This window comes from Enterococcus sp. 10F3_DIV0382 (assembly GCF_002140245.1).
Lineage (GTDB): Bacteria > Bacillota > Bacilli > Lactobacillales > Enterococcaceae > Enterococcus_B > Enterococcus_B lactis.
The window spans coordinates 137,050-161,562 of record NZ_NGMF01000003.1; the positions used below are offsets into that span (position 1 = coordinate 137,050).

Genomic DNA, 24,513 nt, shown 5'->3' on the forward strand with positions numbered 1-24,513 from the left:
GGTACACTTGGCTACGAGACACCGGTTGGTTACCGTAACCAGAGATTGGCGCAGCGAATCCTTGATAATGAGCTCGGATGTGCTAACGCTAGCGAGGCAGTCTAACTTTAACTGTTAGCTCCTGCCGAAGATCGTCACATCCGAGGAGGCTCATTGTCAAGGACAATCGGAATAGCATACGGAAAGAAGTTCTGCACCTTATAAAATTTGTCAAAAAAACTGTTGCCATTCCAAGAGAATAGAATAAATATTTTTTGTTTTGCTAATAATTAAACACTACCTAAATATGGTAGTGTTTAATTATATAATATTCATTTTGTTACAAATAATCGTATTATAAAAGCATAACAATTGGGATAACTATTTTTTAGATTGTTTAAGTACTACTTAAATTAGGTAGTACTTAAATTTTGGTTTAAGGTAGTAGGTAATTAAGAAATGATATATATCTTCTTTTATAATAGAAGGGGAGAGGCCTAGTTAAAAGCAGCGACAATTAATAACAATGTATTTAATGCTTCACAAAATCCATTTGGTGGACAATGCATTGTTATTAGCGATGATCTACCGTTCTAAGTAGTTTTTTCTATTGGTTGCATTCGTGACTAATTATGGTATAATTATGAGTAACAAAGAGGTATTTCATTATATCACCAAACCCCATCAGCGTGCAGGCTGATGGGGTTTTTTTTACGTTTCTATATTATAGAATTAACGGGTAGGCTTACTGTCTTTTTTGGCAATTTTGCAATCAAGCCATTTGCAGAGGTAACTGCACACTACATCTGCAAGTGGCTTGATTGCAAAAACAAAATCAAAAAGGTATTTCATTATATCTCCTCCTCCCCTTGCCAGATTAGGCCGGGGTAGCAGACAGCAAAACTATTATAACATAACTGAAATACCTAAATGACATATACAGATCTGTCTCTTATACACATCTAGATGTGTATAAGAGACAGGTCTATTAGTGTCTAATATATTATTATTAAGTTCTGGTATGATTTTCATACCCTCTGATTTATCAACGTTTTGGCACGGTATGATTTTCATACCCTCTTGAGCCCCAAGGGATTCAGCGTCTGATTTTTCGTCGAGGGTGGGTATGATTTTCATACCCTCTGATTTATCAACGTTTTCCCTATTCTCTCTATCAAATTTTTCGAGTAAGTAGATATCATTTTCTGAGACTTTTAATTCTGCTAGATATAGTCTATTAGGATTATTTTTCCCTAACTGTTTGTTAAATCCCATCTGCTTTTGTAATAATAAACCAAAGGATTCCAACTCTTTTTTGATTGCTATCGCTTTTTGTTTTTGGCAGTTTAATACTCTACATAGTTCATTTGTCGTATAAGTAAAATAAACATTACCTTCTTCATCGATTTGCCGTTTGCTGATTGCGATCTCTAATCTTGCTTTTAAAAGCATATAGGCAATCTTAGTTGAATCTTTCATTTTTTTGTATTCGTCAGAAACAATAAAGACTTTTGGAAATTGATAAAATAATTCGTTGTAAACTCTATCCGCCTTAAAAAATTTAAAATCAGTCATTGTAGATCCTCTACTTTCACGTTGTTTTATTTATGTAAAATTACCTACTCTTTTCGAAAATAGCAAAGATAAATAAAAAATGCAAACGCATTAAAACTGTTTTTTAATTAAATACTACCTAAAATCAGAAATAAAATGAATTATGTACCTGTCTCTTATACACATCTAGATGTGTATAAGAGACAGCTATTATAACATAACTGAAATACCTAAATGACATATACAGATATGATAATTTATGTATTGATTTTTCTAACAAAAGGACATATTTTAATATATACTACCTATTTTAGGTAGTATATATTTTTAGATACAATATCGATCAGTTTTGAGGAAATGAAATTCTAGATATTTTTTGCTACATAGAGTTACTTTCAATATTTTTTAACGTAATTAGGCAGAAGTCACTCATCCTCTATAGGTTTGTGATGAAATTGCTATTGACCCATTTAAGTAAGAGCAAAAAACTGGAGGTTTATCAGGTAATTGGTCTAATGGATTTAAGTATGCGGTCACCGTGTATAGAGTTGCTTATGAGATTCAAGAAAATAAAGTTATTCCAGTATTGCTATATGGAACACATAACAATTATTATGAATTAGCCGAGAACACTCGCAACTTTATTCGTGTAGATGAATCGGCTTCGGTTGAGTTATAACTTTAGCTATATCAATCAACCGACCGACATATGTTAAATCTATATACAATAAAAATACCTACTTAAATGGATGTTAACGGAAGTGTATGGTGAGTAGTTCACTCGTATTTTGATATCGTTTGTATATGTTTTCAGCGTTCTAAGTGGCTTATTTTGTCCAATAATAACATGGAGTGGAATCCCTTAAGAAACACCGTTGGCAATTGTTGTTATAACATGTTATAATTTATTCATCAAAAACTAAAAGGAGTGTGATAACATGGGAAAAGAACTAAAGGTTAGAAAGATCGGCAATAGTGTGGGAGTGATCCTTCCAAGCTCTCTTGGATTAAAAAGCGGAGACACTGTCCAAGCCAAACAAGAAGGCAACTTATTCATATTAGATACTACTCAAATAGCAAAAGAACACGATCGCAAATTGATTGAAGAAAGTTTCCAAGACTTTGAGAAAGGTTTAACAGTTTCAGAAATTGAAATGGTAAAAGCTTTCGGAAAATACGGCTGGAGTGAATAGATGAAAGAGTACACGCTAGTTTATTCTAAAAGTTTCCAGACCAGCCTTGAAACGATAATAGAAGAATGGGAAAATGAGCTTGCTCTTTCTCCAGCCAGCATAAAAAGATTTGTAGGTGCGATCCAGAAGGCTTTAGAACTAACCAAAAATTTTCCAACTATACATGAGGAAGTTTCCGAAATCTATGGAATGGATATCCCAACATATCGGATCGTGATCGGCAAAAGCTATGCCTTATTTTATCGGATCGACCATGAAAAAAAAGAGATACTTGTAGGACGTATTTTCCAATCTAAACAAATAAAACTAGGCTTTTAACAATAATTAGGCAAAAGTCGCTCATCCTCTACAGGTGGGTGATTAATGCCGCTCGATATGGTTGTTAACCGTCGGTTACTCGAAGATTGATATATAAGACTTAGTACCTTTTTATTTTGCTCCATGTTATGTCTGAAGGTCTAAAGATACAATCATTAGTCTAGAGAAAAATTAAGAACCGTAGGAACTACGGGGATCGCTTGGTGAATAAGAGACACTGCTATTAGTGAAAAAATAAGATATCAAGTACACTCTATTCCCAAAAATTTCGTGACTGGAATGGCAACAGTTTTTTTGACAAATTTTATAAGATGCAGAACTTCTTTCCGTATGCTATTCCGATTGTCCTTGACAATGAGCCTCCTCGGATGTGACGATCTTCGGCAGGAGCTAACAGTTAAAGTTAGACTGCCTCGCTAGCGTTAGCACATCCGAGCTCATTATCAAGGATTCGCTGCGCCAATCTCTGGTTACGGTAACCAACCGGTGTCTCGTAGCCAAGTGTACCGTGCAACCGAAGGTGGTTCCACCAATTGACATAGTCAAATAACTCCAAATCCAATTGTTGTAAGGTTTCAAATGTGTATTGATAGACAAATTCTACTTTCAACGACTTATAAGTTGATTCAGCTACGGCATTATCAAAAGGACAGCCTTTATGACTCAATGATCGATTGATGTCAAAAGTTGTTAATAATTCATCAATAGCTTGGTTATCAAATTCTTTTCCACGATCAGTATGAAAAATCTCAACCTCTGTCAGAGGTTGTTTGATACGGCTAAATGCTTTTTTTACTAGAACGGCATCTTTATGTTCTCCACAAGAATAGCCGAGAATTTCTCGATTGAACAGATCCAAAATGAAACAGACATAATTCCATTTTTTCCCGACTCGTACATAAGTCAAGTCTGTTACGATCGCTTCTAATGGGTTGTCTCTTAAGAATTTACGATTCAATACGTTTGTCGTTTTGGCTTCATTACAAGTAGAATGATGTACTTTAAAATAAGCAACAGTATAGCTCGATTTTAATCCTCTATTTTTCATGATTCTACTAATTTTTCGTCGGCTGATCTGAATGCCTCGTTTTGATAAGGCTTTTTTTATTTTTCTTGAGCCGTAGGCCTTTCGGCTGCGGATAAATTCTTCAGCGACTACTTCTTCAAGTTCTGATTCGTCTTTCTTTGGTTTTGATTGATAATAATAGGACTGACGTGATAGACCTAATATTCTGCACATCGCTGATATAGGGTAAAGATGCTTATTCGCATCGATTACTTGTCTCTTCGTCCGAATATCAGCGCTGCTTGCTTTAAAATATCATTTTCCATTTCTAATTGCTGGTTTCTTTTACGTAGTTCTAACAATTCTTTTTGTTCAGGCGTAAGATTATCTTTTTCTTTGAATGAACCACTCGTTTTAGATTGCTTTACCCATTTGTCAAATGCTGAAGCCGTTAGTTCATATTCTCGAATGATTTCTACACGTGGCTTTCCAGCTAAGTAAAGATTGACGATTTGTTGCTTGAATTCTTGTGAAAAAGTTCTTCGTGTTCTCTTAGACATAAAAATTCCTCCTGGTATGTTTTCTTCTAGTCTACACACCTTAATTTTTCTGTCTAGTTAATTGTAGCCTATCCATGACTTTACTCATGAGAGGTTCAAGTAGTATATTTTTAATCAAAATTGACGTAACTTTTAATAAATACTACCTAAATAAGGTAGTATTTATTTTTGTGTTTTAAAAGAGGAAGTCCAATATATCTATGGGAAACTTCTTAAATAACCCGTGGTGCTAGTTAATTTTAATATCCTAAAGAATGTCTCAAAGTTCCTTCAAAACGTCGTTGTGCTCGACTTAATAGAACACTGTAAGCCAGTAATATGCTTTCAAATCTACTCTCTAGCCCTTTAACAGAACGTGAGTTGAAATTTTGACAACCTAATTTTTCTAAGGAAGAACAAACAGTCTCAACTGTTTTTCTTTGTTTTCCAAGTAAGCTGTGGTCTAGTTTTTCTGATTTATCCATGTTTTTACGTGGCGGAACGGATATAGTAATGCCCTTAAGGGCAAGCTTTTCATGGATTTTATGGCTAATATATCCTTTGTCCCCTAGGATATTGGGAAGATTCGCTTCTTCCGATAAAGTCTCTAACACTTTCACGTCATGGACACTTGGATTCGTGATTGAGTAAGTAATCGGAAAGCCAGTCTTAGTAACGATCATATGAATTTTAAGACCATAAAAATAAGATTTTTTTGTTGAGTTATAGCCAACTTTGGCTATTTGATTCAATAGTTTTGCTTGTCTATTTCTAACTGGTTTACATAATGGACTAGGAAAACTATCTATAATTCCGACTAGTTCACCTTTGGTGAGCTTCTTGATGAAAAAGTATCGAATAATCTTGATAGTGTAAGCTAAGTTTGAACTTAAGCGAGTGAATCGACTCCTACTAGGAAAGTCACCATTAGGAAATAAGACGGAACAAACCGCTCTATACGTGGCTCTTTGGCTAGTATAGCCATTAATTATGCCCCATATAACACAAGCAATAATCACTGTATCGCGTTGCTTCAGTTGATCAGTATTTCTTCGGTTTTTAATCTTATCTGGTACACAATTGTGGTATATGTTAGAAACAGTTCTCATAATTTCCTTGAATGTTATAAAAGTATCTGTATAATGTTCAGTATATTTTGATGAACGCATATGTAGTCCTCATTTCTTGGGAGTTTTGAGACTACTATATGCGTTTTTTTGTTGATTTACCAACATGTTTAGACATTTTCCTCTAGGAAAAAATTAACTAGCACCACGGGTAATGAATAACTATTCTGTGATGATTAAAAACTCGGCTAAAGCTGATTTAAAGAAAATCAAACAGTCTAATTTGAAACCTCAATTTGAGAAGGTTATTCAGACTTTAAAGGAAGATCTCTATCTCCCTAACCAATCATTTGAGAAGTTAAAACCTACACATGAAGGTAGGTATTCTAGAAGATTGAATAGACAACACCGGGTTGCTTATAAGGTAGATGAAGATGAACACGTGGTTGAAATTTATTCAGCAAGGACGCATTACGAGTCACAGTAATTACTTAAATACATTATCTCGTGGTATAATGTATTTACTAAGTAATTACATACTGTTAGAAATGAGAGATTTAAATGATTACAAAAACAAGAAAACAAGGCAATTCAATCATGTTGACAGTACCTAAAGATTTTAATGTTCCTAATGGAGTCGAAGTTGAAGCAAAGTTGGTAGAGAATGGTATTCTTTATGAATTTGTTGAACCACAAAAAGAATTTTATGATTTTAGCGAAGATATTTTGTCTGATATAATTGCAGAAGGCTACGATAAAGATGAGATTCTTGTAGAATTTAAGAATAGAAAAAACAAAATGCATTCTTCCTTTAGAGATATTGCTGAAGATACACTTACTAATTCTAAAGTAATGACTAAAGAGGAGTTGGCAACAGAAATTGGCTTATGAAATCGTTCCTTCAAAACATGTCATTAAGTATTTAAAAAAGCTAAAAGAGAAGCCATTGAAAGAAAAATTTTTGAATTTAATTTATGATGAAATTGCGATTGATCCATATAAGGGTGAACAAAAAACTGGGGATTTATCAGGTATTTGGTCTAGTGGGTTCAAATATGCGGGCACAACATATAGAGTAGCTTACTAGATTATAGAAAACAAGGTTATTCCAGTATTGTTATGTGGAACGCATGAAAACTTTTATGAACAGTTGAAAAAATTAATCTAGTGATTTGTTGTCGTTCTTAAGAAGGACGGCTTCTTTTTTATCGAAAATCTGATTCGTCTACATGACTAAAGTCGCGAGTATTCTCTGCTTCTCGATAAATTAAATAACGTCATTACTTTGAGGAAAGCTATAAATCAATATATTTCAGCTTTTCCTTATTTATGTACTACCTTTTACTTATTAATTATAAGGTAGTACATATATATCTTTTTTTTGGTAGTAACTAAAAATAAATATGTTATAATAGTATCAAATGAATATTGCTAAAAGAAAAGAGGTAGGAACGTGGTAGCGAAGAAATATGTAATCGGTAATTTTAAAGGTGGCGTAGGTAAAAGTACGTGCGCGCAAATGTTAGGGTTTGAATCAGCAGTTAATGAAGGAAAAAGAACCTTGATAATTGACTTGGATATGCAAGGAAATACTTCTGATGTGATGAACTTAACGCATATGAACTTCACTAACGAAGAAGGAGGCGGAGAAGGTGAACCGATTGTTTACGAAAATACTGTGACTGACGTGTTGATAAACAATCTTCCACCTAAAGAGGCTGTCTATAAAGTAATCAATAACCTCTATATACTTCCAGCAGACATGTCCTTTGAAATGTATGATGATTGGATCAAAGACCAATATAATGATTCATTATCCCAATTCAAATATATGAAAGAAAAGCTAGAACCATTATTTGATGAGTTTGACGTCATCTATTTAGATGTCCCACCTTCTATTTCTGTATATAGTAAATCCGCGATGTACATTGCGGACTGGGCAATCGTCGTCTTACAGACCCAAGTAAAATCGATGAGAAATGCGATGCAATATCTTGAGTATATGGACTTTTTTGTGAAAGAATTTGATACAAATTTATATGTTGCTGGTGTTATTCCTTTCATGTTGGAAAGCGGTGACGCAGTAGATCAGGAAATGTATAAACAAGCCCAAGAGATTTATGGGGAACATTTGATTAAAAATGTTGTACTCAAAAATGCGCGCTTAAAACGATACGACGGATCAGGTATTACGATGGAGAAGACAAAGAAAGGTCTCTTAAAACAATGGGATCGCAAAAGCCACGAATTATTTATCAGTATTTTGAAAGAATTGGAAGAACACGAGAATTGGTATGCGGAGGTGGAGTAATTGGCTGACATCAAAGGACTTGATATTTTTGGGAACAACAAAGGACTCGCCAAAATAAAAAAAGAAGCAGAAGCAAAGAAAAAGCAGCAAGCAATTACACCATCTGAAAATAAGCAATTAGAAGTGCACCAAGTTCAAGAAATAAAAACTTCCTCCAATGTTGAAAGACAGAGTAGAGGAAGAACAAAAAAAGTTGGCGCACCAATCAGAAAGTTTGATAAGGTTTATTCCACCAAGCATCCTTTAAAACTGTCGACTTTGTTAAATGCGACTTCCAGAGTTTTAGTAGAAAAGTATGAGACTAATATGACAAGAGATGAATTGCTTAGAAAAGCTTTAGATGAGTATATTAAACAGAATCTTACGCAAGAAGATAAGCAAGATTTGTTTAATGACGTGGTGAAAGAACTAGACTTGTTCAGAGAAAAATATCCAATTGTTCCAGAATTAGATGATCGTGGAGAAATAATAAGAACTACCAGTCAGATAAAACAAGATACCGAAGACTCACTGCGCAAAGGGTGGGGAATGAATAATAAAGTTAGATAATAATCAAAGAAGAACTAAGTAACTACCTTTAAACGGTAGTTACTTAGTTCTTCTTTGATTTGCGTGAAATAGAGGGGATTTATTTTTCTGGTTACGTGATTAAAAAATCCAAAAAATGAGCATAGGAACGGTTATGATTTTAGGGTGTGTTTTAATGAGATATTGTGATTTCATTAACAAGTGTATGATAATCTGTTGTTGAGTTAGTAAATAAGTAATAGAGCTAACTCTAAAATAAAACTATTAGGAGGAGATGTAGGTGAAAAAGTTTAAAAAGAAAATATATTTAGGATTGGTTGTTGGGGTGAGTATGTTTGGGTTCATGGCTCATACTAAACAAGTAACTGCAGATACTAACCAAAAAGAAAGGATTATGAGCCAATTAGATGACTCTCAAATAGAGTATGTACCCAATGAGCTAATTGTCAGTTTAAAGGCTACACAAAGAATTTCAACAGAGAAAAATAAACCGCAAAATTTATTGGGTGTAAAAGTTATGGTGGAAAAAGATTTGACTCTTAGGACAAATGAAAGCGATTATAATAAGCGAGATCAAGTATTATTAGTGAAATTGAACGAAGAAATTAGTGTGGAAGAGGCAGTAAGAACATTTAATGCTTCTGATATGGTCAATTATGCAGAGCCAAACTATGTGGTTGAACTAGAGCCGTTGAATGATGTTGAGGAGCCAAATACAACTGATTCTTTAGGAAATCGATCAATTATTCTTAACGATCCTAATTGGAGTAAACAAGCTAATTTAAGAGAGATTAGCATGCCATCCGCTTGGGAAGAAACCAAGGGTTCTAAGGATGTGAAGGTAGCGGTCATTGATTCAGGAATTGATTATCAACATGAAGATCTTTCTGGAAATGTAGATGAAAGTTTGAGATACGATTTTTTTGACGATGATACAGATCCTATGGATACTATGGGACATGGACACATATTGCCGGGATTATTGGTGCTCAAACAAACAACGAATTAGGTGTTGCTGGAATAAATTGGGATGTTACGATGGTACCTATACGTGTATTTGGTAGTAGTGGAGGTACCAGTTTGGCAATCTTAACTGAAGCTATTAATTATGCATCCCAAAAAGGGTTTCCAATTATCAATTTTAGTATAGGTAGTGTTGTTTATAGCAGTACAGAAGAAGCAATTAAAAACTATCCTGGATTATTCGTAGCAGCAGCTGGAAATAATGGGATAGATATGACTGATAAACCTTTTTACCCAGCTTCTTTGGATATACCTAATATTATTACTGTAGGAAATTCTAGTGGTTATGAACGAAGTTCTGATTCAAATTATAGTAAAACAGGTGTTGATTTATTCGCTAGAGGGTTTCGTGTTTTTAGTACATTTCTAGGAAGTAAATACACGTATATGTCAGGTACCTCGATGGCAACACCTCATGTCACTGGTAGTGCTGCATTAGCGTTGTCACTAGATCCTGATCTATCTACTGATGAATTAAAAAAAATCATTTTAAATAGTGTTGATTCATTTTATGAACTATCTGATTTATGTCTTACAGGGGGAAGACTAAATACGAATAATGTTGTACGACAAGTAACGGGTAAACTTACTGCATCTAATATCACATTAAGATTAAATAGTGAATGGTCAGATGAAATTGCTAAAGAGATGTGTCACGTTCACTGGATTGACCAGTCAGGAAATGATTTGACGGATCAAGTGGTTGTTCTAAAAAACGAAGTGGATACATCTAACTTTGGCGATTACGAAGTAGTATTTGCATCACCTGATTTAACAGATCAAATCTCAGTTACAGTGACCGTACCTCGATTACGTAAACTTACGCTAGGAAAAGAAACAGCAACCATTGATATTGGTTCCGCATGGGATAGTGTCATAGCCATTGATACTTTTCAAGTGAAAGCTATAGATGATTTTGGGAATGATGTTACAAATCAAGTACAGGTTACTATTAATGCTGATATAGATACAATTAATTCAATTCAAGCAGTGATTAAGTTTGAAGTTCCAGAATTAGGCTTAGCCCAAATTGGTAGACTGAATATTACTGCAAAAAATAGTACAATCAATGGATTGAATGAAGTTAGCATCGAGCACGTAAAAAAGATTATGTCGTTTTCGAAGAAGAATTTGGACATTTAGAGGGTGATACGATTGTCGGCATCCACCATAAAAGTGTCGTCATCACACTCGTTGAGCGACTTTCAAAAGCCATTATCGCCTTGAAACCAGAAGGCCGTAAGGCAGTTGATATTGAAAATTCGATTAATGAATGGCTTCAATCCGTACCCAAAAATCTTTTCAAATCAATTACCTTTGATTGTGGAAAAGAATTCTCTAATTGGAAAAGTATTAGTAATACGAATGATATTGATATTTATTTCGCAGACCCAGGAACGCCTTCCCAACGGGGATTAAATGAACATTCAAACGGACTCCTCCGAAAAGATGGACTACCAAAAGAAATGGACTTCAACCAAGTCAATCAAGGATTCATCTCATCCGTTGCGTCCAAAAGAAACCATATCCCTAGAAAATCACTAAATTACCAAACACCATTAGAAGTTTTTTTGAGTTACGTAAATGGAAAGTTTTGTCTCGCTTAATTTGACAAATAATAACCATTTGGTTTTCGTTTTCCTTGCATCGGTAAATGTAAAACATTGAATTCTCCCGTCTTAAACCGGCGATAGAGGGTACTTACTGAACAAGAGAAGGTTCGCTCTGCACGGCCAATAATGACGTCTGGGGTCCAACCTTCAGTTGATCTTTTTGCAATGTATTCTTTTTCCTCAGCAGGAAAAATGATTTCGGTTCTCCCACAACGTCGCTTATTTTCTTTGTATTGTTCAAGGTATTCAAGTGCTGTTCCACCACATTTGAGAAAGTTATAGACATTGTAAATTGTTTGGCGTCCACGTTTAAGCTGCTTCGCAACGATAGCAACCGGAGTTTCTTGATGAAAATATGCTTCTATCATTACAAGCTCGTTTGGTGTAAGATGGGTATAAGTCATTTATGTTCACTCTCCTTGTATGCTTTAGCGGGTATTACAATTTGAGTGTAACATAAATGGCTTTTTTATTTGTCTCGCTTAATTATACAAACGGCGAGAATATCGACAAGACTAGGATATTTTTTTATATATGCATATCCTTGTGGTGCAGTAACTCCTAAATTTTTTAAATTAGACAGACTTATTGGTAAAAGTATTTCTTCTAGGTGGATAATTTCGTAAGCATATTTTCCCTTTTAAACTAATTGTTCAAACTCATCGTCTCCTAAAAAGTAGTGTTGATTTTTCTTAAGTTTAGTAATTGGATTTTTTACAATCAATTTATACTTTAAAGCTTTGGTGGGGATTGTTTCGTAAATCCAAAAGATATTATAAGGATCTGAGGTAAGATAGAAATTTCTAAATTCAAAGTTTTTTTGTTTGTTTATAATTTTTTCCATGTATCGTGGATAGATACTAATAAGGATATTGTTAGTCATCGAGTGTCCATAATTCTCGTGTGGATTTTTCATTAATATAAGCTAAATAACTATTTTCAGTTAACTTAGCTGCCAGTTCCTTACTAGCTTCAGTCATTTCTATTAATGCTTTCCAATTGGGGATAGGGCTATCCAAACCAGAAATTTTTGTCGACTTATTTAAACGATTCCATTTTCTAATTGTTGTTCCTACTCTTATAGCTGAACTCGAACTGCTTTCTGTATTGTATTTATTTTTCACTTGTAAAAGAATTGGTGAGGTTCCTAAATAACAGAAATCAACAGCTCGATATACAGAGCCGGCGCACCAAATCCAACCTTCAGGTTCTAACACTTCGGCTAAATATTCCTCTAAAATACTTCCGTTCATGTTCTCAGCGCTCATATATAAAAAATGTCCACGCAAGTAGTCATTCAATACTTTTTGATCATCAATATTAGCATTTGCTGCTACTCTAGTAGTTAAAGCAGCATCTTTTTCGCCAAATGTTTTAAGAGGTTTTTTTAATGCTGGGTTATTCCTATCCCTGATGTATTTATTACACCATTTTGTTAAGTAAATTTTTGCCATAATTAATGGATTATCACTATCAGGTACTGATATACCAGTGAACAAACTTGGTCCATTGTTGAGTGCAAAATAAAAAAGTTCTTTTAAAATTTTATGATACTTACTATCTTCAACGTCATCGATAACTTCATCAAAAATAATGGATGCCGGTTCTGTGGTTAAACCTTCATTTAAGATTGATTCAAAAGTTCTATTTTTGTTAGGCATATACGTCACGTAGCTTGTTATCAAGAATAAGATTCTTTCTTTTTTTTTGCTTTTTCTAAAAGGGAGTATGCTAAAATAAGAGGGTATATAGCAACTTTAAATAAGAGATAGGAGTGTATCTTTTTGGGTGCAGAATTAAATCAAAAATTATTTAGTGCGGCAGATAATCTCCGTAGCAAAATGGATGCGTCAGAATATAAAAATTATTTATTGGGGCTGATTTTCTATAAATATTTATCCGACCGATTGTTGGAACAAGTGGTTCTTTTAGCAGATGAATCCTTAGAGGAATATGATACGGTAAGCAAACAAACGATGTTGTATCGTGAATTACTTTCAGATGAAGAATCAAAAGAAGACCTGATTGCCACAATCGTTGATATTTTGGGGTATGCGATTGCGCCAGAGTATCTTTTCAACGTCTTAGCGGATCAAGCAAAACAAGCAACGTTCCAATTGAACGATCTAAACAAAGCCTTTGTGCAATTGGCATCTACCTACAATCAATTTAATGGGTTATTTGATGATGTGGATCTCCAATCAAAAAAACTAGGAACAGATGAGCAACAACGAAACGTGACGATTACCGAAGTCATTAAGAAATTGAATGACGTGGAAGTTTTAGGTCACGATGGGGACGTGATCGGGGATGCGTATGAATTTCTGATCAGTCAATTTGCTTCAGAAGCAGGGAAGAAAGCCGGAGAATTTTACACGCCTCATATGGTTTCTGATATGATGGCACAAATCGTGACGTTGGATCAAAAAGAACGACGATTCTTTAGTGTTTTTGATCCAACGATGGGTTCAGGCTCATTGATGTTAAACGTACGTAACTACTTAACTCACCCAGATAACGTTAAATATCATGGGCAAGAATTAAATACAACGACATACAATCTAGCAAAAATGAACTTGATTTTACATGGGGTAGATGCTGAAGAGATGAATCTCCGCAATGGGGATACGTTGAATAAGGACTGGCCAACAGATGAACCTTACACATTTGATGCAGTAGTGATGAATCCACCCTATTCGGCTAACTGGTCAGCAGATGCGACCTTCTTAGATGATTCTCGATTTAATCGTTATGGGAAATTAGCGCCAAAATCCAAAGCAGATTTTGCGTTTCTTCTTCATGGTTTCTATCATTTGAAGGAAACAGGGACCATGGCCATCGTCTTGCCACACGGGGTTTTATTCCGTGGTGCTGCAGAAGGGGGCATTCGTCAAAAATTATTAGAAGACGGCAGTATTTACGCCGTGATTGGTATGCCTGCGAACTTGTTCTTTGGTACATCGATTCCAACGACGGTGATTGTATTGAAAAAGAACCGCCAAACTCGAGATGTATTATTCATTGACGCTAGTCGAGAATTTGTTAAAGGAAAAAATCAAAATAAATTATCGGAGGAAAATATTCAAAAAGTCCTCGAAACCTACGCTGAAAGAAAAGATGTCGAGAAATACGCTCATTTGGCAACCTTTGATGAAATCAAAGAAAATGACTATAACTTAAATATTCCACGCTATGTAGATACGTTCGAAGAAGAAGAACCAATTGATATGGTTCATGTCGGAAATGACATCAAGAAGATACGACAAGAACAGCAAGTGCTAGAAAATGAACTCTTGGAAGCAATCTCTTCCTTGCAAACAACACCTGAAAATGAAGCGTGGTTGCAAGGTGCGTTGGAGGTGTTCAAACATGAGCAATGATACGCAACCAGAAATTCGGTTTCCTGGATTTACGGAAGATTGGGAAGAGCGTAAGATTAAGGACATATTCAAGATCACGCGGGGGCAAGTTCTTGCCGCAACTGAAACTAGTGAGGAGAAATCAGATATATCACCATTTCCAGTTTATTCTTCTCAAACAAAAAATAATGGGTTAATGGGATATTATAAAGATTATTTGTTTGATACTGCAATTACATGGACCACTGATGGTGCCAATGCTGGAACCGTTAGTTACCGTTCAGGTAGGTTTTACTCAACAAATGTAAATGGTGTATTGATTTCAGACAAAGGATACACCAACAAAGCGATATCCGAAATTTTGAATTTGGAAGCTTGGAAATGGGTCTCTCATGTTGGAAATCCTAAACTTATGAATAATGTTATGGGAGATATTAGCATTATGATTCCTAGTTCATTTGAGGAGCAAGACAGACTTTCAGATTTTTTGAATCAATTAGATGATACTATCGCTCTTCATCAGCGTAAGTTAGATTTGCTGAAGGAAACGAAAAAAGGATTCTTACAAAAAATGTTCCCTAAAAACGGAGCAAAAGTGCCAGAAATTCGTTTTCCGGGATTTACGGAAGATTGGGAACAGCGTAAGGTTGGTGATTTTTTAAATGAAAGTAGAATCAAGGGTTCAGATGGTAGCGTTGCAAGAAAAATGACTGTAAAACTGTGGAGAAAAGGTGTAGTTCCTAAAGAGGAAATTTATTCAGGAAGCTCTGCAACCCAGTACTATATTCGGAAATCTGGACAGTTCATGTATGGTAAATTAGATTTTTTGAACCAAGCATTTGGAATAGTCCCAAGTGAGTTAGATGGCTATGAATCAACTCTTGATTCACCAGCTTTTGATATTGGGGAAAATATGAATTCAATATTCTTATTAGAGTATGTATCTCTAACTCGCTTCTATAAATACCAAGGAAACCTAGCAAATGGGTCGAGGAGAGCTAAAAGAATTCACGTTGATACATTTTTAGAAATGCCCATTCCTACACCTAGTTTTGAGGAACAAACTAAAATCGGTGGCTTCTTCAAACAACTCGACGACACCATCACTCTTCATCAACGCAAGTTAGATTTACTAAAAGAAACGAAAAAAGGCTTCTTACAAAAGATGTTTGTCTAGGAGGGAAGAAGAATGAAAATTAGTCATCGTGAGGAAGCAGAAGTCGAAGAACAGTTGATTCGTGTACTTGGGGAAGGACATAATCAGTGGACGTATCGTCCGGATCTAAAATCAGAAGAAGATCTTTGGGACAATTTACGCCAAAAAATCATCTCAAATAATCAAGCAGAACTGAATGATTCTCCTTTGACCGATAAAGAGTTTGAAACGATCAAAACCGAATTATTGCTACGGACGAAAACCCCATTTGATGCTGCGAAATGGTTAAAAGGTGAAAATGGGATGGCTCGGATCACGATTGAACGGGAAGATTCGCAATTGGGTTCTGTCTCACTTATCCTTTATTCCAATCAAGACATTGGTGGAGGAATCTCTACTTATGAAGTGGTCCATCAAATTGCAAAACGTGGAAGTAACATAGAAGCACGGGATCGACGTTTTGACGTCACCTTACTGATCAATGGATTACCGATTGTCCAAATCGAGCTGAAACAAGTAACCGCAAAAGATGGTTTTTATCAGGCGTTTAACCAAATCAAAAAATATGCAGAAGAAGGTATGTTTCGGAACAATATCTTTTCGACCTTACAGTTGTTTGTGGTTTCCAATGAACAAACCACTCGGTATTTTGCAAATGCCTTACCAAAGGATTTGCATCCTAAGTTTTTATTTAGTTGGCGAACGAAAGATAATAAAAAGGTAGAAAACTTATATGAGTTTTGCAAACAAGTGCTAAATATCCCGGATGCTCATCGCTTGATTGCGGATTATACGATTGTCAGTGAAGATCAAGACAATAAAATCCTCATGGTGTTACATCCTTATCAAGTACATGCGATTCAAGCCTTGTTTATTGCTGCAAATAAACATCAATCAGGGTATGTGTGGCATGCGACTGGTTCAGGAAAAACGTTGACTAGTTTTGTATCTACTAAGCTTTTAGCACGAAAATCGGGGATCGATCGGACGATCATGTTAGTGGACCGCAAAGATTTAGATAATCAAACCACCACAGAGTTTACGAAATTTGCTTCGGAATTTAATACTGGGATTTCTTCCGGGAATGCTAAAGCGAATAGCTTGATCGTGGGAACAGGAAGTGCCAAAGAATTAAGTGAAACCTTATTGGCAGATGCCAATGCTAATGTTGTGATTATTACAACTCGTCAAAAGCTGGATGCGGCGTTGAAATATGCAAAGAAACAAGAAGAGAAAAAAGGAACCAATCGCTTCCAAAAATTAATGGGGCAACATATCGTGTTTGTAGTCGATGAGTGTCATCGAGCGTTAAGTGCTGAAAATATGGAAGAAATCAAAAAAATGTTTCCGAAGTCCACTTGGTTTGGCTTTACAGGTACACCGATTTTCCCTGAGAATCGGAAACAAGCCAAAGGGCAATTGGCCCGTACAACTCATGATCAGTATGGAGAGGTCTTACACACCTATACCATCAAGAATGCATTAGAAGATGGTTCGGTTTTAGGATTTCAAGTAGAGCATGAAAACACCGTGGAGCCGACTTCATTAGAGAATAAAATCTATCGGAAATTAAAAGAAGTAGAAACATATGCAGAGTATTCATCAGAACAGATCAATCGTATGATCGATCAAATGGAGCCTGTCAAAAAAGAAAGTTATTTGGACCCAGCTGTTTTTGAAGCAGATGAACATATCCAAAAAGTCATTCATAAAATGTTCCGTCCAGATAATGCCTATACAAAATTTGATTTTCGAAATGGCAGACCAACGAAGTCTGCGATCTTAACCACGAGTTCCATTGACATGGCCAAAAAGTATTATCGAACGATCAAAGAAATGACGAAAGAACCTGACTGGTTAACAAAAGAGTTTCCTAATCAGCCCATTCGTGAAGGAAGAACGATGGAGGATCCTGATTTTCCACGAATCGCTATTACCTATTCATTAGAAGAAAACAGCCGAGATTCAAGTGTCCAACAAGAAGAAATACAAAAAATTATTGAGGAATATAATCAGTATTATGATACTTCCTGGTCACTAGCAGACATTGAGCGTTATAACGGAGATATCAATAATCGTTTGGCACGAAAAAGAGCGGAATTCAAACAATTTGGGAAACAAATTGATTTAGTGATCGTAGTGGATCGTCTGTTGACAGGTTTTGATGCTCCTACGATTCAAACCCTATTTGTGGATCGTAATCTAGAGTATGCAGGATTGATCCAAGCTTTTTCACGTACGAATCGTACGTATCCTGATAAGACAAAAGGATTGATTGTGACGTTTCGTAAGCCAGCGACAATGGAGAAGAATGTCGAGGATGCGACAAAACTGTATTCAGAAGCTAAAGAAGAATCGGGCTTGATTTATCCAAGTTATCAAGAATCCAAAAAAAGATTCAAGCAAGCATATGGTAAGTTAAAGGAGGTTTCATCCATGGAATCCATTGATGAACATACGCCACTTGAAATCCGTATCGAGTACGTCAAAGCATTTCAAGAATTGAATCGTGCTTATGAATCGTTAGTGACTTATGACGATTACAATGATGACATTGTGCAATCTTCAACTTTGAACAATCAAATTCAACTTTTGGAAGAACAAATTGGCGTGTATGAGACCGTGAAAGGTTCATTGATAGAGGAAGAACCAGAAAAAGAAGGAGAAGATTTTTCAACGATCGAATTTTATAGTGAAAATACTACTAAGTTGTATGATATTGATTCTACTTATATTGATCAATTACTAGGAACTTATGCTGCGAATAGTTCAGATGCACGAGAAGAAATTGAAAAAGCTTTGGTTAAATTGAATAAAACAGAAGGAGTCAAAGAAGTTTACCGACAAATTTTAAATGCGTTTGATGTGGGGACTTTAGATAGTAATGAAGATATCTTTGTCATTAAACGTCGCTATTTTACACAAGCAAGTGATGATTTGATTCATGCCTTTTCCAATGAGTGGTTTGTTTCTGAGAAAGAATTACATGCTTCTAATCTGCAATATATGCCAGGTGAAGATCCAATTCCTAATATGAAAGCAATTATCAACAGTAAGGATTACGAAGGATATAAAGCCAAACATCCAGAAGCGAAACCATTTAAATACCCACAAGAAATGAAGCGAGCCTGGCGTAAAATGTTAGATGATGAGTTGATTCCCCTTGAAAATGAATTGAGGTAAACGAGAAGAGTTAAGAAAATTGTACGATTCAAAGATAGTAGTAAAGTGGAAGTGTAGAAAATAGGGATAGATGTCTTTTTACTTGTTCACATTTTATAACGGAGGGTTCTGTTGCAAAGTTTTAAATAAAGAATAAAATCCCTTATGGTATCTATGATTTAAGCTGGGATTCCCAATAATACCTTGATTTCAGTACAGACCGAAAACCCGAAGAGAGTTCCTTCTTTTCGGGTTTTCTTATATAATCCTCGAATGGCTTCCATGCCTTTAATCGTGGTAGAGGCAGTGCGTAAACTTCGATAGAATTTATTGCGTCTCTTTACTGGACGATGGTCTTGTTCAATCAAATTATTCAGGTATTTAATGGTACGATGTTCTGTCCCTTGATAAAAGCCGCCGTATTCTTTTAGTTTCTTAAAGGCACTTGTAATAGAGGGGGCTTTATCTGTGACTACAACCTTCGGTTCATCAAACTGCTTCACTAACCGCTTAAGAAAAGCATAGGCTGCTTGTGTGTCCCGTTTTTTACGTAACCAAATATCCAAGGTTAAACCATCTGCATCGATGGCTCGATACAAATAATGCCATTTTCCTTTAATTTTGATGTACGTTTCATCCATTTTCCATGAATAAAAGGATTTTTTATTTTTCTTTTTCCAAATTTGATAGAGTAGTTTGCCATATTCTTGCACCCAACGATAAATCGTCGTATGAGAAACGTTAATGCCACGATCATATAAGATTTCTTGAACTTCACGATAGCTAAGGTTATAACGAAGATAGTAGCCCACGGCTACAATAATCACATCGAAGTATCACCAAAACAGTTTTGTTGGGGCTAGAACTAGTCGTACGCAAAAGTTTTGTGCCTGAAAAAAAAGCAGATTAATTTTTTCAATATAAATAGCATGGCTCTAGAAAAAAACCAGACAGTAGAAATTGTCTACCGTCCGGTTAACGTTTTAGCCATGCTTATTTTATTATCTGTTGATCGACCGCGCGAACCTTGCTGCTGTGTGTCGCTTTCCACGAATGGTATTCGACAATACTTCGATGTTTTCAATTCCATAGATGCCCATATTTGCATCACCGATATGCTGGATATCGACGCCTAAGATCTTATTTCGCAAAGCAATTTCTCGTATAGTTTCAGGATCAGCACTTTCTTGGCTTGTCCCAATTGCGCTCATCACCAACACACCATGTTGATGCGCATACCCAATGGCATCCGCTAAAACAACTTCCGAAATCCCTGGAACTGTCCCAATGGCAGGAACCAAAAGGATATCTGCGCCTGCAGAAACGATTTTCTCGACTGTTTGTTGATCCACCACAGGCTCATTGACCCCAGCTCCATGCATCTTCCCTGCAATAATCAAGCCATCAAAATGTGTTTTGGCCGCTGCAATACTGCTGATGATTGCTTCATTTGAAACCCCCACCCCAGGATTTCCAGTCAAACAAATAAAATCAAAGCCCAGTTGATTTGCTCGCTCAAAACTTTCTTTCGTTGCCTGTCTGCCTTCTGCGATTTCAGTTCTGTCCTCAGCCATCTGCGCATTCGGATCAACAGGTTCCAAATTCAATCCTATCGGCAAACCGACCAATTTCTTTAAATCACGAATCAAATGCTCTTTGCCTGTATTTTTTATTTCTGAAGCGGCATTTTCATTGTACATGCCTAAAACAACTGGATTAGCGGTATCAAATCCATTTAATAAAATCATATCAGCACCATACGCCCGCGCAAATTCGCTATAGGTAATGTTGTGTTCTAAAGGCGGATGCAATACGACATTCTCTGATAAAATGATGCGGCCTTCGCTCGCTTTGATACTTTGTTTTAATTCGTCTTTGGTCATTTTCGCAACTTCACTTGCTGTTGCACTCAATAATCGTTTTACCATAATGAGCCTACTTTCTATAGGTTAATTGATTTCTTTATCTAGCTGCGCTTTATCCATGATCAGGAAGAAAGGTAAGTAACATAATACATCAACAGCGATCAAAATAATCTGCCAAATCACACCTGAAATGTGTCCCGTTGCCAAAAAACCGCTGATCAAGGGTGGCGTTGTCCAAGGAACTGCTACACCGATTGTTTTATGCAATAATCCCGCGCTCATGGCAAAATAAGCAATCACTACATTGACAACTGGTGTAAAAAGAAAAGGGATCAAAAGGGTCATATTCAACATAACCGGCAAACCAAACATGACTGGCTCACTGATATTGAAGAGATTCGGCACAGCAGCGATGGGTTTTAATGCTTTAGATTGCGCACTCTTTCCGAAGAAAATCAATGCAATCACTAAACCTAAGACTGCGCCGCCACCACCAATATAAGCAAACATATCAAAGAATTGAGAAGTTAAAATATGCGGCAACTCTTGTCCACTCTGGAAGGCAACGCGATTGGCATCCGTATTGGCCAAGAAAATAGGACCAGTAACCGAGCCAACGATATTCCCGCCATGAATCCCCATAAACCAGAATAAGCTATTCAAGAATACCGTAAGAATCGCCCCAGCTAGTGTGCCGCCAATGAAACTTAAAGGCCCCGCCAAACTTGTTGCTAATAATAAATGGGCATTTTCAAATGAGGATAAATCGATCATAAATGCGACTATAAATGCAAGTAATAATATCACTGTGCCTGGAATCAATGCTGCAAAACTACGGCTAACTGCCGGAGGAACACTTTCTGGCATTTTGATGACAATGTTACGCCGGACAAAATATTGAAAGATCCAAGCAGAAATCAGTCCCACAACAATCGCAATAAAAATACCTTGACTGCCCATAAATTTAACTGGAATACCTTCGCCAGCATCAGCAATCACATTCGGTGTCAAAATCAACCAAGCTGAAATTGAAATGACACCAGCACTCGCACCATCAACATTATATTGTTTGGCCATACCGGAAGCAATACCAAAAGCAGCAATCAACCCCATAATGCCAAATGAAGAGTTGACCACGTGGTTAAACATCGCTAAGAGGCGCCCATCATACAATCCTGCCAGCCAATCGGTCCAACCGGCAATTGGAAAACTACTTATAATCAGAAAGATACTGCCAATAATAATCAAAGGCATCGCAAGCGCAATACCATCACGAATCGCAATCAAACCCTTAACATTACCAATTTTTACTGCAATCGGCATCAGACTTTTTTCCATCCAAGCTTCAATTTTTTTCATCTATATCCCTCCATTTTCCAAACCATGCGATAGCCTACCAATTCAAGATCTATATCCTCCTTTCATAAAATTTACTTGAACACAAACCGAGTGAGGAATCTTGCAAATATCAAGATTCAATGACACACTTTGTGCATAAGAACAAGTCTATAGAAACCATTGACTTTAATCAATTTAAAAAAATAATCAAAAGGCCAAATTCCTAACATTTTTCATTTTTACACATGAAAAATGAGCGAAATCCTAAATATCATTTTGTATGAACTATATCTTACGTACTTTTTTTACAATTATTTAGGGTATTTCATTATTTTCGTTTAATCATATTTTTAAATTAACAAAAACGCTTTCATTTGTAAATTGCCTATTCTTCCAATCATGTTTTGTTCGAACAAGTTCTATTTTAGCATATTGTTTTTGGTTCTGTTGCAAAGTTTTCCAAAAAATCTATTTTAGTGTAAAATTGAGAAAAAAAACAGAGAGGACAGAGTAATGAATCATTTTAAAGGCAAACAATTCAAAAAAGACGTCATTATTGTCGCTGTTGGTTACTACCTGCGTTACAATCTAAGCTATCGTGAAGTTTAGGAATTGTTATATGATCGTGGCATTAACGTTTCTCATACGACGATTTATCGTTGGGTGCAAGAGTACAGCAAAGTCCTCTATTATCTTTGGAAGAAGAAAAATAGACAATCCTTCTATTCATGGAAAATGGACGAAACCTATATCAAAATTAAGGGACGTTGGCATTATCTTTATCGTGCAATTGATGCGGACGGCTTAACCTTAGATATCTGGTTACGAAAGAAACGGGATACGCAAGCAGCCTATGCTTTCTTAAAACGACTCCATAAACAGTTTGGTGAGCCGAAAGCAATTGTGACCGATAAAGCACCTTCTCTTGGCTCCGCCTTTAGAAAGTTACAGAGTGTGGGTTTATATACTAAGACAGAGCACCGAACTGTGAAGTATCTTAACAATTTAATAGAACAAGACCATCGACCTATTAAACGACGAAATAAATTTTATCAAAGTCTCCGTACAGCCTCTTCCACGATTAAGGGCATGGAGACCATTCGAGGAATATATAAAAAGAACCGAAGAAATGGAACGCTCTTCGGCTTTTCGGTGTCTACTGAAATCAAGGTATTAATGGGAATAACAGCCTAAGATATTTGGAGTTCAGATAGGGCGCGTTTAATTTTCAAACTTCGCAACAGAACCATTTTTACTGTAAAAATTACTTTAAAAGTAGATTAGAATGGTGGTATATGATAAAAAACGAATATAGAAATTTATTAAAACACATTTATTGGGGTAGTTTTGATAGTGGAGTTATTTTTATTTTTCTATCCCTGATGATTTGGGACGATACAGAGAACATGGTAACTGTTGCTTTAGCATTTTCAATTCCAATTGTGATTGATACAGTCATTGATTATTTCTTCTCGAGTTTTAGTGATCATCATAATCGGAAGAAACTTTTTATTATTGGAAACATAGGATCTGCTATTGCACTAAGTTTTTACGGTTTTGCGCAAAGTATTTATATTCTTTATGGGCTTATTTTTATCAAGTCCTTATTTGCTAAGTTATACCAAAGTTCATTAGATCCGTACATACGAGAAAATATTAAAGAAGATCTTTATATGGACTTTCTTTCGCAACGAAATATTCAAATGAGTGTAGGTGCTTCTATTGGTGGTTTCGCTTTAATGATGCTGTATGGGTTTTTGCAGAATATAGCCCTCATTTTTGTTGTTTCAGGATTAATTGAACTTTATTCAACAGTTTATTTATTCAAGCTTAAGGACAACAAACTTCAAAGAAGAAAAGAAAAAGAAGATGCAATTGATTTAGAGTGGATAAAATACATCACTTTTATTTATACAGTTGAAGGTTTTGGAATTGCGCTTATTGTCAATCGTATGTTGATTTATATAAACGAATTCCAAGGAATTCCCTTAGGAAATGTGGGGTTCGTTTTCTTTGTTGTCTATGGTGTTTCTAGTGTGATGGCAGCAAGAATATATAAACGATTTAATAAGATTTCGTTGAAGGCAATGCTCATCACTTCTTTTCTCTTACAAGCTTTTTTATTGATAATCTTTATACAAATTAATCAATTATTTTTTATAATTATAGTTTGGTTCATCTTTGAATTAGTTGCTAATATCACCGATATATATGCAAGTGATAAAATAAACAGTAGTCTCTTTACAGAGATAGGGAAAAGACTTTCCAAATTTAGAATTATGATTGCAATAGGTAATGTTTTAGGGCAATTTATAGTAAGTCGTATTTGGGATCAATTCGGAATGAGTATGAGTTTTTATTTTTCAGGTATTATTTTAATTCTATTATCTTTTGTTATTTTGCTAAAAAATGAAAAGCATTTTGAGAAAAACTGAAATAAAAACTTGCCCCTTGCTGAAAAAGCGAAGGGGGTTTTTTATTTTATTTTGTGGCAATAAATTT

At 35.6% G+C, this 24,513-nt stretch carries 17 protein-coding genes and 9 pseudogenes; 17 read left to right on the forward strand and 9 right to left on the reverse strand.

Annotated features, from left to right (window positions below):
* Positions 1-489: 489 nt before the first annotated feature.
* Positions 490-576: pseudogene (locus tag A5849_RS14840) on the forward strand (single-stranded DNA-binding protein); the annotation flags it as partial.
* 339 nt (positions 577-915) lie between these two features.
* On the opposite strand, the pseudogene A5849_RS13980 reads toward A5849_RS14840, so the two are convergent.
* Positions 916-1,554 (reverse strand): annotated as a pseudogene (locus A5849_RS13980) (replication initiator protein A); the annotation flags it as partial.
* 433 nt (positions 1,555-1,987) lie between these two features.
* Between A5849_RS13980 and A5849_RS15420 the strand changes: the two are divergent.
* The 3 genes and pseudogenes from A5849_RS15420 (at position 1,988) to A5849_RS13995 (ending at position 3,044) form a co-directional block, all read left to right on the forward strand.
* Positions 1,988-2,212: pseudogene (locus A5849_RS15420) on the forward strand (type II toxin-antitoxin system RelE/ParE family toxin).
* A 259-nt stretch (positions 2,213-2,471) separates the two neighbouring features.
* Positions 2,472-2,726, forward strand: a complete 255-nt coding sequence (locus A5849_RS13990; protein WP_002318299.1) for an AbrB family transcriptional regulator — start codon at positions 2,472-2,474, stop codon at positions 2,724-2,726.
* Positions 2,727-3,044, forward strand: a complete 318-nt coding sequence (locus A5849_RS13995; RefSeq protein WP_002352476.1) for a type II toxin-antitoxin system RelE/ParE family toxin — start codon at positions 2,727-2,729, stop codon at positions 3,042-3,044.
* A gap of 403 nt (positions 3,045-3,447) precedes the next feature.
* Here A5849_RS13995 and A5849_RS14000 read toward each other — a convergent pair.
* A protein-coding gene (locus A5849_RS14000; RefSeq protein WP_086956687.1) for an IS3 family transposase occupies positions 3,448-4,610 on the reverse strand; the annotation gives its coding sequence in 2 pieces (ribosomal slippage) (positions 3,448-4,334 and positions 4,334-4,610; 1,164 coding nt in all).
* A gap of 239 nt (positions 4,611-4,849) precedes the next feature.
* Positions 4,850-5,758: an IS982-like element ISEfm1 family transposase gene (locus A5849_RS14005; RefSeq protein ID WP_086310189.1), complete on the reverse strand. Its 909-nt coding sequence runs from the start codon at positions 5,756-5,758 to the stop codon at positions 4,850-4,852.
* A 112-nt stretch (positions 5,759-5,870) separates the two neighbouring features.
* Between A5849_RS14005 and A5849_RS14010 the strand changes: the two genes are divergently transcribed.
* The 8 genes and pseudogenes from A5849_RS14010 to A5849_RS14045 all read left to right on the forward strand — a co-directional run.
* Positions 5,871-6,143, forward strand: a complete 273-nt coding sequence (locus A5849_RS14010) for a Txe/YoeB family addiction module toxin (RefSeq protein ID WP_086310190.1) — start codon at positions 5,871-5,873, stop codon at positions 6,141-6,143.
* Between the two features lie 74 nt (positions 6,144-6,217).
* Positions 6,218-6,547 carry an AbrB family transcriptional regulator gene (locus A5849_RS14015; protein WP_002292678.1) on the forward strand — a complete coding sequence of 110 codons (330 nt, stop codon included), beginning with the start codon at positions 6,218-6,220 and terminating at the stop codon, positions 6,545-6,547.
* A pseudogene (locus A5849_RS14020) lies at positions 6,537-6,824 on the forward strand (type II toxin-antitoxin system RelE/ParE family toxin). Before A5849_RS14015 ends, A5849_RS14020 begins: the two are co-directional and overlap by 11 nt.
* Before the next feature lie 285 nt (positions 6,825-7,109).
* Entirely contained in the window at positions 7,110-7,967 is an 858-nt protein-coding gene (locus A5849_RS14025) for a ParA family protein (RefSeq protein ID WP_002292680.1), read from the forward strand.
* Positions 7,968-8,516: a hypothetical protein gene (locus A5849_RS14030; RefSeq protein WP_002292681.1), complete on the forward strand. Its 549-nt coding sequence runs from the start codon at positions 7,968-7,970 to the stop codon at positions 8,514-8,516.
* Between the two features lie 373 nt (positions 8,517-8,889).
* A pseudogene (locus A5849_RS15425) lies at positions 8,890-9,105 on the forward strand (hypothetical protein); the annotation flags it as partial.
* 186 nt (positions 9,106-9,291) lie between these two features.
* A pseudogene (locus tag A5849_RS14040) lies at positions 9,292-10,661 on the forward strand (S8 family serine peptidase).
* Positions 10,616-11,125: pseudogene (locus tag A5849_RS14045) on the forward strand (IS30 family transposase); the annotation flags it as partial. The pseudogenes A5849_RS14040 and A5849_RS14045, both read left to right, overlap by 46 nt.
* 11 nt (positions 11,126-11,136) lie before the next feature.
* Here the strand turns inward: A5849_RS14045 and A5849_RS14050 are convergent.
* From A5849_RS14050 to A5849_RS14060, 3 genes and pseudogenes are all read right to left on the reverse strand, one after another.
* Positions 11,137-11,535, reverse strand: a pseudogene (locus tag A5849_RS14050) (transposase); the annotation flags it as partial.
* A 236-nt stretch (positions 11,536-11,771) separates the two neighbouring features.
* Positions 11,772-12,014, reverse strand: coding sequence for a hypothetical protein (locus A5849_RS15385; protein ID WP_002324480.1), 243 nt, complete (start codon positions 12,012-12,014; stop codon positions 11,772-11,774).
* Positions 12,007-12,792 carry a SinI family restriction endonuclease gene (locus tag A5849_RS14060; protein ID WP_002326176.1) on the reverse strand — a complete coding sequence of 262 codons (786 nt, stop codon included), beginning with the start codon at positions 12,790-12,792 and terminating at the stop codon, positions 12,007-12,009. The genes A5849_RS15385 and A5849_RS14060 overlap by 8 nt, the downstream gene beginning before the upstream one ends.
* A 123-nt stretch (positions 12,793-12,915) precedes the next feature.
* On the opposite strand from A5849_RS14060, the gene A5849_RS14065 reads away from it, so the two are divergent.
* Genes A5849_RS14065 through A5849_RS14075 form a run of 3 tightly spaced genes read left to right on the forward strand, consistent with a single transcriptional unit; the run spans position 12,916 to position 18,829 of the window.
* Entirely contained in the window at positions 12,916-14,511 is a 1,596-nt protein-coding gene (locus A5849_RS14065) for a type I restriction-modification system subunit M (RefSeq protein ID WP_086310191.1), read from the forward strand.
* Positions 14,501-15,667, forward strand: coding sequence for a restriction endonuclease subunit S (locus tag A5849_RS14070; protein ID WP_086310192.1), 1,167 nt, complete (start codon positions 14,501-14,503; stop codon positions 15,665-15,667). The genes A5849_RS14065 and A5849_RS14070 overlap by 11 nt, the downstream gene beginning before the upstream one ends.
* A 12-nt stretch (positions 15,668-15,679) precedes the next feature.
* Positions 15,680-18,829, forward strand: coding sequence for a type I restriction endonuclease subunit R (locus tag A5849_RS14075; RefSeq protein WP_086310193.1), 3,150 nt, complete (start codon positions 15,680-15,682; stop codon positions 18,827-18,829).
* A 158-nt stretch (positions 18,830-18,987) separates the two neighbouring features.
* Here the strand turns inward: A5849_RS14075 and A5849_RS14080 are convergent, their stop codons facing one another.
* From A5849_RS14080 to A5849_RS14090, 3 genes are all read right to left on the reverse strand, one after another.
* The gene (locus tag A5849_RS14080) at positions 18,988-19,635 is read right to left on the reverse strand and encodes an IS6 family transposase (RefSeq protein WP_086310194.1); all 648 of its coding nucleotides are present in this window, start codon (positions 19,633-19,635) and stop codon (positions 18,988-18,990) included.
* Positions 19,636-19,809: 174 nt separating this feature from the next.
* Positions 19,810-20,736: a hypothetical protein gene (locus A5849_RS14085; protein WP_010731435.1), complete on the reverse strand. Its 927-nt coding sequence runs from the start codon at positions 20,734-20,736 to the stop codon at positions 19,810-19,812.
* A 21-nt stretch (positions 20,737-20,757) separates the two neighbouring features.
* Positions 20,758-22,032, reverse strand: coding sequence for a PTS sugar transporter subunit IIC (locus A5849_RS14090; RefSeq protein WP_010731436.1), 1,275 nt, complete (start codon positions 22,030-22,032; stop codon positions 20,758-20,760).
* Between the two features lie 492 nt (positions 22,033-22,524).
* On the opposite strand from A5849_RS14090, the pseudogene A5849_RS14095 reads away from it, so the two are divergent.
* Positions 22,525-23,205 (forward strand): annotated as a pseudogene (locus A5849_RS14095) (IS6-like element ISS1N family transposase).
* A 101-nt stretch (positions 23,206-23,306) separates the two neighbouring features.
* Positions 23,307-24,446 (forward strand): MFS transporter, encoded by a 1,140-nt coding sequence (locus tag A5849_RS14100; protein ID WP_086310195.1) that lies wholly within the window; start codon positions 23,307-23,309, stop codon positions 24,444-24,446.
* Positions 24,447-24,513 lie beyond the last annotated feature (67 nt).